The sequence below is a fragment of the Pseudomonas rosaeacicularis genome (genome assembly GCF_057128745.1).
Genome location: NZ_JBSKHT010000002.1, coordinates 23255 through 36635, shown reverse-complemented (window position 1 = coordinate 36635; position 13381 = coordinate 23255). Strand labels below are relative to the sequence as shown.

Below are 13381 nucleotides of genomic sequence, written 5' to 3'. Positions count from 1 at the left end.
CGCTGTCACGCTTCGCCGGAAATGCAGGCAGTGGCCGCGCGCTGAACATCTTTGGGCCGCATCGGTACATTACTGATGCGCTCATAGACTTTGATCGAACTGCCGCTTGAGCGCGGTTCGATGTCCAGGATCGCAGCTGGATCGCCCTGAATCAGCTTTTGCGGAACGATGATGCGCAGCCCTTCATGACGCGGTTCGACCTGTGGAGGCTTGCGACTATCTGCGATCTTGTGCAAAAAACAATTGGCATATTCTTGAGGGTTCTTGCCTGACATAACGCTCATTGTTGCGGGTGTGTGTTCGATATCCGCGACCGTGGCACAGCCAGTCATCGCAAGAGCCAGAATAACAACAGCCAGTTTCATACAATCCCTCCAGTAAAGGTGCTTACGACAGGCCGACGCACGAAAAAATCCCTAAAGTTTGCATATTCGTTCAGAAACAACGCAAAAACACACTTGCAACCACAACCGCCAAGCGACTGCGTGCTATCGTTTCGGGTTTTCGAGAACCGTCTTATCTCCGGAGAGATCCATGAAATTCGTACACCAGCGCGAGCACCTCAACGAGGACGATCTCGTCGTCATCGAATGCTCGCAGCTCTGCAATATACGCTTGATGAGTGACGCAAATTTTCGAAGCTTTAAAAATGGTGGTCGTCACACTTACCACGGCGGCGCGTTCGATACGTTTCCGGCAAAAATCGCCGTCCCCAGCAGCGGCTTCTGGAACATCACCATCGATACCGCCGGGCGCAAGATGGACAGTAACGGCGGGCGCAAAACCACGTTTACTCATTCGATCAAAATCGTTCGCCGCTCTGCCTCGCGCCTGAGCTGATAGCTATTCAACACCGGGCTGTGTGAATTTTTCGTCTTTGCACGCGGCCCGAAAGGAGTTTTTTGTGAGTGCCCCTAGCCCTACCGTGAAATACGCCATCAGCTACAAGCTCAATGGCGAACGCCGCTTCGAATTCGCGCAACTGCAGTCGCCGTCGGCAGAAGAGGCCAAAGCCGCTCTGGAAAAAATGCACGGACAGAGCGACGACTTGATCACCGAAGTCAAAGTCAGCAAAGCGCTCTGAGCGGCCACCGGCCAAGCGCCACAGGTGCAAGTGATGATGCAACACAAAGGCAATACGCCCGCCACCCTCGATCTGTTCGCTGAAGACACACCTCAGCCGCCTTCAACCGAGCAGATCGGTCCATGCTCGTTCGTGTTTCGCGGGTTTGCCCTGCCGTTGATGGACCGTCTTTTACCGGCTCTGGAATCAGTGCTGCAACAAGCGCCGTTTCGCCAGATGATCACCCCCGGTGGCTTCACCATGTCGGCAAGCCTGAGCAGTTGCGGTGAGTTTGGCTGGACCACCGACCGTAACGGCTATCAATACTCGCGCATCGACCCGCAGACCGGTCATTCCTGGCCAGACATGCCTGAAGTGCTGCGCGAGCTGGCACGAACCGCCGCAGACGCTGCGGGCTTTCCCGACTTTGAGCCCGATGCCTGTTTGATCAATCGCTACATTCCCGGCGCGAAAATGTCGTTGCATCAGGACAAGGATGAACGGGGGTATCAATGGCCAGTGGTGTCTGTGTCGCTGGGGATTGCCGCAATGTTCCTATTCGGTGGTGATGCCCGCAGTGACAAGACGCAAAAAGTGCCGCTGTTTCATGGTGACGTGGTGGTCTGGGGTGGCGAAGATCGTCTGCGCTTTCATGGAGTGTTGCCGATCAAGCAAGCCAGCCATCCTCAGCTGGGCGAGCAGCGCATCAACTTCACCTTTCGCAAGGCGCGGTAGGTATCGCCGGGCTGATACATCCGACAGATCTCCGTCGCCAAACACTCAGCCTTCGCGGGCAAGCCTCGCTCCTACAGGATCAGTAGCAATTGCCATGGCTTCTGCCCGGAGGGCGTAGGAGCCCGGCTTGCCGACGATGGGCTGCGAAGCGGCCCCAAAAGCTGGCAACGCGCAATGTCAGGTAAACCGAGGCGTAAGCTTCGCGGGCAAGCCTCGCTCCTTCAGGATCTGTAGCAATTGCCATGGCTTCTGCCCGGAGGGCGTAGGAGTCCGGCTTGCCGACGATGGGCTGCGAAGCGGCCCCAAAAGCTGGCAACGCGCAGTGTCAGGTAAACCGAGGCGTAAGCTTCGCGGGCAAGCCTCGCTCCTTCAGGATCTGTAGCAATTGCCACGACTTCTGCCCGGAGGGCGTAGGAGTCCGGCTTGCCGACGATGGGCTGCGAAGCGGCCCCAAAAGCTGGCAACGCGCAGTATCAGGTACACCGAGGCGTAAGCTTCGCGGGCAAGCCTCGCTCCTACAGGATCAGCGCTTGTCCGCGAATAACGGTTGGCAGCGGCTCAAGCAGTCTGCGCCGTCGCACGGGTCTTCACCGGGCACACCACGCGATGCAGGTTCAGCGCGGTGTTGATGATGCCGATATGACTGAACGCCTGCGGAAAATTACCGAGCATGCGTTTCGTGCGCGGGTCGTATTGTTCAGCCAGCAAGCCCACGTCATTACTCAGCCCGCAAAGGCGCTCGAACAAATCTCTGGCCTCCTCCTCCCGCCCCAGCAGCACGTACACATCCGCCAGCCAGAACGAACACACCAGAAAGGTCCCTTCGCTGCCGCTCACCCCATCGACACTTCGGTCACTGTCGTAGCGCAGTAGCAAACCGTCCTGCATCAACGTGCGCTCGATCTCCGCCACCGTGCCCACCACGCGCGGGTCGTCTATCGGCAAAAACCCCGTCAGCGCAATCTGCAGCAAACTCGCATCCACTGCGCTTGAGCCGTAGGTCTGCACAAAGCTGCCCAACTGCGCGTCGTAGCCATTGGCGCAGACGTCGGCATGAATCTCGTCGGCGACCGCGCGGTAATGCACACCGCGTGCGCGCTCCTCTTCGTCGTCGCTTTGCGCGAGAAGTCCGGCATTGCGATCGAACGACACCCACGCCATGACTTTGGAATGGGTGAAATGCCGAGGCTCGGAGCGGATTTCCCAGATGCCTGCATCCGGCAGATGCCAGACTTTTTCCAGAAACGGCATGATCACTTTCTGGATTTCAGTGCTGCGCGGCAAACGTGGCAAGCCACTCTTGATTGCCTGGGTCATGGCATCGGCCACCTCGCCATAGACATCAAGCTGCATTTGCGTGGCGGCGCCATTGCCCACCCGCACCGGCCGTGATTGTTCATAACCGGCAAGCCACGGCAGTTCGTATTCCTGCAAGCGCCGCTCACCGGCCAGCCCGTACATGATCTGGATCTGTTCAGGATTCCCGGCAATCGAGCGCAGCAGCCAGTTGCGCCAGGCGGTGGCCTCCTCGAAATACCCCAGGTTCATGAACGCCAGCAACGTCATGGTCGCGTCTCGCAACCAACAGAAGCGATAGTCCCAGTTACGCTCGCCGCCCAGTTGCTCGGGCAATGAGGTAGTCACAGCCGCAACAATGCCACCCGTGGGCGCGAACGTCATGGCCTTCAGGGTGATCAACGACCGTTTCACCTGAGCCGTCCATGGGCCAACTTCAGGACACCGATCAGAAAATTCCAGCCAGAACTGCTCGGTCTGTTCCAGTGCCTGCTGTGCATCGAACGCGTCACGAATTTTCTCGTGAGAAGGCTGCCAGGACAGATTAAACGCGCCGCTCTGCCCTCCTTTGACCCTGAAACGGCTTTGCGTGTGGTGATCGCTGGGCCGCAGGTCTGCGGGCGCGCGCAGTACCAGCATGTCCGGCCCCGCCACGGCTGTCAGGGTCTGTTCGTCGCGAGTTTCGACCCACGGCACTGTGCTGCCGTAATCGAAGCGAATGGACAGGTCCATGCCGAAATCGACCCAACCTTCCAGACCGACCACGATGCGTACGACGCTGTTGTCGACATCCATGGGCATGAAGTCGATGAGCAGCGCGCTGCCGGTTTCGGTGGTGAAAAGCGTTTCAAGAATCAGCGTGCCGGCGCGGTAGGTGCGCTGGACTTTTGTGGTGGGGTCCAGCGGAGCGATTTTCCAGCGTCCGTTATCAGTGTCACCCAGCAGCGCTGCGAAGCAGGCCGGGGCGTCGAAACGGGGAAAACACAGCCAGTCCAGAGAACCGTCACGAGAAACAAGTGCCGCAGTCCGGCAATTGCCGAGCAGCGCGTAATCTTCGATCAATACCGCCATGGGACGAACATCCCTCTTTTGAATGCAACGCACCTGCCGTAGGAGCGAACTTGTTCGCGAGACGGTTAACTTGTCTCAACACGATAACTGCTCGCCAACAAGTTGGCTCCTACAGACAACATGATTACCTCGGCAAAATGTACTGCTCGATCGCCATCGCCACACCGTCTTCCAGATTGCTGCCGGTGACGTAATTGGCTTGGGTCTTGACCGCTGTTTCTGCCTGGCCCATGGCAATCGACAGCCCAGCCTTGAGAAACATCGCTACGTCATTACCCGCATCGCCGATCGCCGCCGTTTGCGCCAACGGCACCCCTAGCGCTTGGGCCAACGTGATGAGCGCCGTGCCCTTGTTGGCATCCAGCGCCGTCACGTCCAGGTAATACGACTGCGAACGCGCTGCCCGTGCGTGGTCGACGATCAGCGGATTGAGCTGGAGTTCGAGACGCTTGAGCAACTCGAAATCCTTGCTGGCGGCGACGATCTTGTCGACCCGTTCCAGATAAGGCTCGAAGCTGTCGACGTGCTTGAAGTCATAGCCCAGCGTGTTGCGCTCGTGGTCGACGTAATCGCCTTCCGGGTCGAGCAACAGCCACTGATCATCGGCAAAAACCCAGGCCGCGACCGGGTGCTCGGCGAACAGCGCAAGGCTGGTGCGCGCCGCCACCGGATCAATGCGGTGAGCCTTCAACAAACTGCCATCGGGATTGATGATGTTGGCGCCGTTGAACGCAACGGTGGGCAGGTCAATGCCCAGCGCTTCGATCTGCTGACGCATGGCCCGGGGCGGCCGGCTGCTGGCGACGGAGAAATGAATCCCCGCCTCGCGCAGTTGACCGATGGCATCGATGTTGGCCTGACTCAGGCTGTGGTCGGGGCGTAGCAGCGTGCCGTCGATATCCGACAGCATGAACTGGATGAGGGGTTGCGTTGAGCCACTCATCCCAATCGCTGCCAGCTGTGACCGTCGCGCGCGAGCAATTCATCCGCCGCTGCGGGGCCATCTTCGCCGGCCTGGTAGGTTTCGACACGCGGATCCTTCGCCCAGGCGTCGATGAAGGGCTGAACCGCGCGCCAACCATTCTCGATGTTGTCGGCGCGCTGGAACAACGTCTGATCGCCCGTCATACAGTCGTAAATCAGGGTTTCATACCCGGTCGACGGCTGCATTTCGAAGAAGTCCTTGTAGGCGAAACCCATTTCGATGGTCTGGGTGTCCAAGGTCGGGCCAGGTTTTTTCGCCTGCAGATCGAACCACATGCCTTCGTCGGGCTGGATCTGGATCTTCAGGAAGTTAGGCGCGACACGATCAACATCGGTATCGCGGAACTGGGCATACGGCGCCGGCTTGAAGCAGATGGCGATTTCGGTGTCACGCACGCTCATGCGCTTGCCAGTGCGCAGGTAGAACGGCACGCCGACCCAACGCCAGTTGTCGATCATGACCTTAAGCGCTACGTAGGTTTCGGTGGTGCTGTCCGGCGCTACGCGGTCTTCCTCGCGATAACCGGGAACACTCTTGCCGCCGATGTTGCTCTCGGTGTATTGGCCACGCACCGAGTTGGCCAGCGCTTCCATTTCGGACCAAGGACGAATCGCGCCAACTACTTTGGCCTTCTCACCGCGCACGGCATCGGCGCCAAAAGCGGCCGGCGGTTCCATGGCAACCATCGCCAGTAACTGGAACAGGTGGTTGGGGACCATGTCCCGCAGCGCGCCAGTAGTTTCGTAAAAACTGCCACGGGTTTCGACGCCGACGGTTTCAGCGGCGGTGATCTGCACGTGATCGATGTAATGGTTGTTCCAGAACGACTCGAACAGGCCGTTGGAAAAACGGCTGACCAGAATGTTCTGAACGGTTTCCTTGCCCAGATAATGGTCGATCCGGTAAATCTGCTTTTCCGTCATCGCTTTGAGCAGGCAGCTGTTGAGCGCGACTGCGCTGGGCAAGTCGTGGCCAAACGGTTTTTCGATGACCACGCGGCGGAAGTATTCAGCGCCGTCGCCTTCGCCCTCGACCATCAAACCCGACGAGCCCAGACGCTTGGTGACTTCAGCAAAGAAGCGCGGCGCGGTCGCCAGATAGAACACGGCATTTTTGGTGCCCGTGCTCTCGATCTTGGCAGCGATGTCGGTGTAGGTGGAGTCGTCGAGAAAATCACCCTGGATGTAGGTGATGCGCTCGGCCAGACTGCCCCATAACGCAGGGTCCAGCGGCTCTTTCCCACCTTCGGCGACCTTGCTGGCCGCCTCCTGGCGAATGAAGTCTTCAAGCTTCTTGGCGAAATCGGCGTCGCTGATGGCGTTGTGATCAACGCCAACGATGTGCAGATCGTTGCCCACCAGACCGTCGCGGGTCAGGTTGTACAACGCCGGCATCAGCAACCGCTTGACCAGATCCCCGTGAGCACCGAACAGAAACAACGTTGTGGACGGCGCAACCTTGGCTTTGTGCTTGCTTCGGGATAAACCCATTATTTTGGTTCCTTATGACCACCAAAACCGAAACGCATGGCAGACAACATCTTGTCACCGTACGTGCTTTGTTGACGGGAGCGGAAGCGGGCAAACAATGAGCTGGACAGTACCGGCACCGGTACTGCTTGCTCCATGGCGGCTTCAATGGTCCAGCGGCCTTCGCCACTGTCGGCCACGGAGCCTGAATACGCGTTGAGCTGAGGATCGGTCGCCAGGGCATCGGCGGTCAGGTCCAGCAGCCAGGAAGACACCACGCTGCCGCGACGCCAGACTTCGGCGATATCGCCCATGTTCAGGTCGAAACGCTGCTCTGCGGGCAAGTTCTCGGAGTTCTTGGTCTTGAGGATGTCGAAGCCTTCGGCGAAAGCCTGCATCATTCCGTACTCGATGCCGTTGTGGATCATCTTCACGAAGTGACCGGCGCCCGGCGGACCTGCGTGGATGTAGCCCTGCTCGGCGCGCGGATCAGCATCCTTGGCGCGATCAACGGTGCGGGGGATAGTGCCGATACCCGGTGCGAGGGTTTTGAACAGAGGGTCCAGACGCTCGACTACTTCGGTCTCGCCGCCGATCATCATGCAATAGCCGCGCTCAAGGCCCCAGACGCCGCCGGAGGTGCCGACGTCGACGTAGTGCAGTTGTTTGTCCTTGAGTGCCACGGAGCGACGGATGTCGTCTTTATAGAAGGTGTTGCCGCCGTCGATGATCACGTCATCGGCATCGAGCAGTTCGCTGAGCGTATTGATGGTGTCTTCGGTCGGCGCGCCAGCGGGCAACATGACCCAGACGGCACGAGGTTTTTCCAGGGCAGCCACCAGGGACGCAAGGTCGTTGGCGGGCGTGGAGCCCTCGTTCGCGAGCACGGTGCGAGACTGCTCATCGCGATCATAGACCACCGTGGTGTGGCCATTGAGCATCAGTCGACGTGCGATGTTGCCGCCCATGCGGCCTAGTCCAACAATCCCGAGTTGCATGTAGAGGTGCTCCTTATTCGTAAAAAGGTGCCTCAGTTTATAGCCCCGTGCTGCTTGTAGGGTTAGTCCGGAGAGGCAGATGAAGGTTTCCGGGTGAAAATAGTTTCATGTCTATCGACATCTGAGCGTCACGCCTGCGCTTTCTGACGTTAAGACTGCCTCAAGACGCCCGTTTTCGCGATCAAGAAACGTTCGCGACAATTAAAAATAAAAAAGTTCCTTTTTCAAACAAAAGAAATCAGAATCCGCGCCGATAGAGGTAGGAGCATGGACAATCCGGGTAGCGAAAGTCATTGCTCGAACCTTCCGAAAGTAGACCTGCCCTCCTCGAGGTGAGCCATGAATTCAGTCCTGCCCGTACTCGCGCCACAGACGCTTTATGTATCCGTCCGCCGCGACGAGCTGCGCCAGCTTAAGGAAGACCGGGCAATGCTGCAAAAGAAGGTCGAGAACCTGACCTTGCTGTTGCAACAGACTCACACCTCAGGCCCCAACGCGCTGCAAGCCTGACACCCCACGAGTTAACGTTTGATTGCACATCCCGTGGCAGGCCCGATCAGCTGGCTTGCCCCCATCGCCCCCCCTGAAACGGCATGAAAGCGATCTCGAACCATCCGGGATTGTGACCGAATTCGTCCGATTATCCGACCTGTAACATCTTGCAACGTTCCCGCCCGTTCCAGACCCCCCGCTTTAGAGCGCCCCAACGTTTTGCCGACCTGTGTATGACAGTTTTTTCACTTTCTGCGCCACATACTCCGCGCCTTTGTAACGCAACTGACTGATTTCGATACACATCGGATGTGAAGTGCCGTATGCCCGGCGCAATTGAATAGGTCGCTTGAAGATATCTGTCGTGGAGCGCCTGATGGCAATTTTGAAACGGAGTGCTAAAACTCCGAGCGGGTTTGACTGGGCCGGTCTGGCCTGGCTGTTTGTATTCTTCTGGTACTTCTCGGGCATCACCCAATTACTCATTCAATTGACCGACACCTCGGGCTTCGCAGGCTTTCGGCAGGCGTTCGTGATGAGTGGCATCTGGCTGGCGCCGATGTTGCTGTTCCCGAAAAAGACCCGCGCCATGGCAGCGGTGATCGGCATCGTGTTGTGGGCCTGCTCCATGGCCAGCCTGGGTTACTTCTTTATTTACCAGCAAGAGTTTTCCCAGAGCGTCATCTTCATCATGTTCGAATCGAACGTGTCCGAAGCCGGCGAGTACATGACTCAATACTTTGCCTGGTGGATCGTGCTGGCGTTCATCGCCCACACCGCGTTCTCGATCTTTCTCTGGACCCGATTGCGCCCGGTTTACCTGCCCCGTGGCCGCGCCTGGGTAGTGGCGACCGCATTGCTGGTGGCGATCATCGGTTATCCGCTGGCTAAACAGATGGCCCGGCATGACGACGTCGCTTCTGGCTTCGAAGCCTTCGAATCGCGGATCGAGCCCGCAGTGCCATGGCAAATGCTGGTGGCGTACCACCGCTACACCCAGCAACTGGACGGCATGCAGGACATGCTCACCAGTAGCAGCAACATCGCGCCGCTGAAGAACCTCAAAAATCAGCAGGCTGATCTGCCGACCACTCTGGTGTTGGTGATTGGTGAATCGACCAATCGTCAACGCATGCATTTATACGGCTATCCGCGCGACACCACGCCGAACCTGGACCAGCTCAAAGACCAGCTGCAAGTGTTCAACAACGTGATCACGCCCCGTCCGTACACCATCGAGGCGCTGCAACAGGTGCTGACGTTCGCGGACGAGGAAAACCCGGACCTTTACCTGAAAACGCCTTCCATTGTCAGCGTGATGAAACAGGCCGGTTACAAGACGTTCTGGATTACCAACCAGCAAACCATGACCAAGCGCAACACCATGCTTACGACCTTCTCCGAACAGGCTGACGAGCAGGTGTATCTGAACAACAACCGCAACCAGAACGCGCGTCAGTACGACGGTGACGTAGTCGAGCCGTTCGCCAAGGCCCTGGGCGATGCCGCACCGCGCAAGCTGATCGTTGTGCATCTGTTGGGTACGCACATGGCTTATCAATACCGCTATCCGCCAGCGTTTGAAAAATTCACCGGCCGTGATGGCGTCCCGGCGGACATCGATGACAGCAAGCTCGGGCTGTACAACAGTTACGACAACGCCGTGCTGTACAACGATTTCGTGGTGTCCAGCCTGATCAAGACTTACAGCAAGGCCGACCCTAATGGCTTTTTGTTGTACCTCTCGGACCATGGCGAAGACGTCTATGACTCGCCGGGCCGTAACGTGCTGGGTCGCAACGAAGCCAAACCGACGATCCCGATGTACACGGTACCGTTCATTGCGTATGCCTCGCCCAAGTGGAAAGAAACCCACGACTGGAATTTCGACAGCATCAAGAACCGGCCTTACACCAGCTCCAATCTGATCCACACCTGGTCGCAACTGGCCGGACTGAGTTTCGATGAACTGGACACCACCAAGAGTCTGGTCAGCTTCGACTTCAAGGAACGTCCGCGCCTGATCGGAGACCCATACGCGCAGAAGGGCTTGAGTGACTTCGCGCAGATGGAAAAGCCTGCCAGCCAGGCCGCTGTCGCTCCAGAAATGGCACAAAAATAACCGCTCCCCGATACACAAAAAGGCCTGCGCACTGCAGGCCTTTTTTATGGGTTTTTCTCGCCGTCCAAGCTCCGCCTGACCGTCAGCCTTCGCGGACAGGTCCGCTCCCACGGATTTCATACGTCATCAGTTGATCGATCAGTGAAGGTCCGCTTTTGATTCTGTCCGGAGGGCTGACGCGAAAAGGCCTGCGCAATGCAGGCCTTTTTTTTGTTGGATCGACGCTAATCCCGTTGGAGCGAGGCTTGCCCGCGAAGCTGCCAAGCGGTACACCAGGCTCACCTCATCGCAAGCTTCGAGGGCGAGCCTGGCCCCAGCAGTGATTGTCGTCAGGGCTACACCGTGGGTTTACGCAACAACACCCGCGTCACCCGTCGTTCGCGCACTTCGACCACTTTCATCGTCCAGCCCTGAGCCTGCAACTCATCACCGATCACGGGCAAGCGGTCCAGCATACTCACCACCATACCGGCCAGCGTCTGGTAATCCTCGGTGGCGCTGGCCTTGAAGCCGGTGCGTTCACGCAGGTGATTGAGGTTCATGGCGGCATTGACCAAGACGCTATCGCCCTCTTCCACCAGATCCGGCCCCTCGATTTCGCTGGCATCGGGCAGCTCGCCCGCGATGGATTCCAGAATGTCGGTCATGGTCAGCATGCCGGTGAAGTCGCCAAACTCATTGACCACGAACGCGACGTGCGTCGATTCGCTGCGCATCTGTTCCAGTGCGTTGAGGATCGAAAAACTGTCCAGCAGGTTGATCGCGTTTCGCGACAAATGCTCGATGTTCGGCTGGTTGCCCGCCAGCATCTGGTTCAGCAGTTCTTTCTTGTGCAGAAAGCCCAGCGGTTCCTCGATACGACCGGCGCGAATGATCGGCAGGCGGGAATAGGACGAGCTCATCAATTGCTGACGAACCGTCTCAGGATCATCTGCCAGATCAATGCAATCGATGTCGTTACGCACCGTCATGATCGAGCGAATAGGTCGCTCGGCCAACTGCAGAACGCCGCTGATCATCACCCGTTCGCGTCGGTCGAAGACCACTTGATCGGCGTCGCCTTCGAGCATGTCGGCGATCTCGTCACCTACTTCATCGGCGCCGGGCCTGCGCCCGCCCAGCAGACGCAACACCGCATGCGCCGTACGCTCACGCAGTGGCAGGCTACCCTTGTGATGACGCTTGCGGCGAGACCTGGCCACTTGGTTGAAGAGCTCGATCAGAATCGAGAAGCCGATCGCCGCATACAGATAGCCCTTGGGAATGTGGAAACCCAGGCCATCGGCCGTGAGACTGAAGCCGATCATCATCAAAAAGCCCAGACACAGCATGATCACGGTCGGGTGCGCGTTGACGAAATTAGTCAGCGGTTTGCTGGCGATAATCATGATGCCGATGGAGAACACCACCGCGATCATCATCACCGACAAGTGCTCGACCATACCCACCGCCGTGATGACAGCGTCCAGCGAGAACACGGCATCGAGCACCACAATCTGAGCCACGATGGGCCAGAACAGCGCGTAGGTCGTAATGCCAGTCTTTTGCGCCACATGGCCTTCGAGCCGCTCGTGCAACTCCATAGTGGCCTTGAACAACAGAAACACGCCACCGAACAACATGATCAGGTCGCGGCCTGAGAAACTCTTGCCGAAGACCTCAATCAACGGCTCGGTCAGGGTGACCATCCACGAGATACTCGCCAACAAACCCAGGCGCATGATCAGTGCCAGCGACAAGCCGATGACGCGCGCACGGTCGCGCTGCTCGGGCGGTAGTTTGTCCGCCAGAATCGCGATGAACACCAGGTTGTCGATGCCCAATACCAGTTCCAGCACGATCAACGTCAGCAGGCCGAGCCAGGCCGTGGGGTCAGCAATCCATTCCATGGGTCAGGCTTCCTGAATAAAGAAAAAGGAAACATCGAGCGCAGCAAAACCCAGCGCACTGTGAAGCGGGCTGTGATTGAGCGATTCAGTAGGGAAAGCAGGTGTGTTGGCGGTGCGACGGTGGAAAAACAGGATGCGAGTGCCATTCAGCGAATGGAATGGGCAACTGGGAGGTTCCAGTGAAAGTGACATGGGTGTCCAGAATTCAATACGGGACGCGATCCTACCTCTGCAGCTGAAAAAACCTACAGCGCAGAACTGTTACAAATTCTTATGAAGGTGTTGCCCGAGCAGCAGCGATTCAACTTCATGGGCGTTACTACGCGGGGACGGATTCAAATCTGTAGGAGCGAACTTGTTCGCGATGCACCTGTTCAGTCTTACCGCACTGACCGCCTCGCCAACACGTTGGCTCCTACAGCAAACTCCTACAGAGACACGGCAAACGGAACTACAAGGCTTTCTGCCAGAACAAGGCCCTGCCCATCTTCGGGTCAAGGGTGTAATCGGCGAAACCCAGTTTGCGATAAGCGCCCTGGGCAACCTCGTTACCCTCCAGCACTTCGAGAGTGATCTTGCAGCAGCCGCGCTGACGGGCAATTTCTTCGACCTTCATCAGCATTTTCTGGCTGATGCCGCGTCCTCTATAAGGAGCGATGACCGCCACGTCATGAACGTTGACCAAGGGGCGACAGGCAAAAGTCGAGAAACCTTCGAAACAGTTGACCAGCCCAACGGGCTCCCCGGAAACGAAGGCCAGGACACTGAAAGCGTGGGGCCGTTTGGCCAGCTCCAGCGCCAGTTGCTGGCGGGTGTCCATGGAGAGCGATTCGCCGCCACCCATGACATCTTCAGCGTATTGATTGAGTAAGAATCCGATGGCTTGCGCGTGAACCGGATTGGTGTAGCTGGCTTGAAGTACCAGGACCTCTGGGGTTTCCATTTCCATCCTCTACAACTCGGGGCATTCAGGCGACGCTGGTGCCACTAAGGCCAACGTGCCGCAGGGCAAAGATTCTAACGTGCCTCGCGCGAAAATGGTCCGCGAGATATGTAGGAAACGTCTTTGAGCGCCCAAGATTTGGGACAGGCACGCACCGATAACTGGCGCTGTGCAGGTTTTAGTTTTTTCCTGAGCACACTTAACGCTGGACATTGTGCAAACCCAGGCCCGCAGTTTTGATTGTCGAACAATCCGACCAACGGTCGCCGCGTAAATGCCAGTCTCTCGCTGCTCTAACCGGGGGCAAGCACGGACCAT

The 13381-nt window shown here is 57.8% G+C and carries 12 protein-coding genes; 5 read left to right on the top strand and 7 right to left on the bottom strand.

All coding sequences use genetic code 11. The features are described 5' to 3' along the window. Nucleotides 1-5: 5 nt before the first annotated feature. Nucleotides 6-365, bottom strand: coding sequence for a hypothetical protein (locus tag ACWKWM_RS02665; RefSeq protein WP_483844630.1), 360 nt, complete (start codon nt 363-365; stop codon nt 6-8). Between the two features lie 169 nt (nt 366-534). Between ACWKWM_RS02665 and ACWKWM_RS02660 the strand changes: the two genes are divergently transcribed. The 3 genes from ACWKWM_RS02660 to alkB all read left to right on the top strand — a co-directional run bounded on the left by ACWKWM_RS02660 (nt 535) and on the right by alkB (nt 1798). Beyond that, complete coding sequence (locus tag ACWKWM_RS02660; protein ID WP_483844629.1) at nt 535-840, top strand: DUF1883 domain-containing protein; 306 nt, start codon at nt 535-537, stop codon at nt 838-840. A 64-nt stretch (nt 841-904) separates the two neighbouring features. After that, on the top strand, nt 905-1084 hold the full coding sequence (locus tag ACWKWM_RS02655) for a hypothetical protein (protein ID WP_483844628.1): 180 nt from the start codon (nt 905-907) through the stop codon (nt 1082-1084). A 36-nt stretch (nt 1085-1120) separates the two neighbouring features. Further along, nucleotides 1121-1798 carry a DNA oxidative demethylase AlkB gene (alkB, locus tag ACWKWM_RS02650; RefSeq protein WP_483844971.1) on the top strand — a complete coding sequence of 226 codons (678 nt, stop codon included), beginning with the start codon at nt 1121-1123 and terminating at the stop codon, nt 1796-1798. A 558-nt stretch (nt 1799-2356) separates the two neighbouring features. On the opposite strand, the gene ACWKWM_RS02645 is transcribed toward alkB, so the two are convergent. The 4 genes from ACWKWM_RS02645 to gnd all read right to left on the bottom strand — a co-directional run bounded on the left by ACWKWM_RS02645 (nt 2357) and on the right by gnd (nt 7653). Next, nucleotides 2357-4165, bottom strand: coding sequence for a glycoside hydrolase family 15 protein (locus ACWKWM_RS02645; protein ID WP_483844627.1), 1809 nt, complete (start codon nt 4163-4165; stop codon nt 2357-2359). Between the two features lie 124 nt (nt 4166-4289). Continuing rightward, a complete protein-coding gene (locus ACWKWM_RS02640; RefSeq protein ID WP_483844626.1) occupies nt 4290-5108 on the bottom strand; it encodes an HAD family hydrolase in 819 nt (272 codons plus the stop codon). Next, nucleotides 5105-6640 (bottom strand): glucose-6-phosphate dehydrogenase, encoded by a 1536-nt coding sequence (zwf, locus tag ACWKWM_RS02635; RefSeq protein WP_483844625.1) that lies wholly within the window; start codon nt 6638-6640, stop codon nt 5105-5107. Before zwf ends, ACWKWM_RS02640 begins: the two co-directional genes overlap by 4 nt. Next, on the bottom strand, nt 6640-7653 hold the full coding sequence (gnd, locus tag ACWKWM_RS02630) for a phosphogluconate dehydrogenase (NAD(+)-dependent, decarboxylating) (protein ID WP_483844970.1): 1014 nt from the start codon (nt 7651-7653) through the stop codon (nt 6640-6642). The genes zwf and gnd overlap by 1 nt, the downstream gene beginning before the upstream one ends. A gap of 303 nt (nt 7654-7956) precedes the next feature. Here gnd and ACWKWM_RS02625 point away from each other — a divergent pair, with 303 nt between their 5' ends. Together ACWKWM_RS02625 and ACWKWM_RS02620 are read left to right on the top strand one after the other, a co-directional pair. Next, nucleotides 7957-8127: a DUF6026 family protein gene (locus ACWKWM_RS02625; RefSeq protein WP_483844624.1), complete on the top strand. Its 171-nt coding sequence runs from the start codon at nt 7957-7959 to the stop codon at nt 8125-8127. Between the two features lie 358 nt (nt 8128-8485). Next, complete coding sequence (locus ACWKWM_RS02620) at nt 8486-10231, top strand: phosphoethanolamine transferase CptA (RefSeq protein WP_483844623.1); 1746 nt, start codon at nt 8486-8488, stop codon at nt 10229-10231. A 335-nt stretch (nt 10232-10566) separates the two neighbouring features. Here ACWKWM_RS02620 and ACWKWM_RS02615 read toward each other — a convergent pair whose 3' ends face one another. Both ACWKWM_RS02615 and ACWKWM_RS02610 read right to left on the bottom strand, forming a co-directional pair. Next, nucleotides 10567-12120 carry a TerC family protein gene (locus ACWKWM_RS02615; RefSeq protein WP_483844622.1) on the bottom strand — a complete coding sequence of 518 codons (1554 nt, stop codon included), beginning with the start codon at nt 12118-12120 and terminating at the stop codon, nt 10567-10569. 451 nt (nt 12121-12571) lie between these two features. Continuing rightward, nucleotides 12572-13063: a GNAT family N-acetyltransferase gene (locus ACWKWM_RS02610; RefSeq protein ID WP_483844621.1), complete on the bottom strand. Its 492-nt coding sequence runs from the start codon at nt 13061-13063 to the stop codon at nt 12572-12574. Nucleotides 13064-13381: the final 318 nt, after the last annotated feature.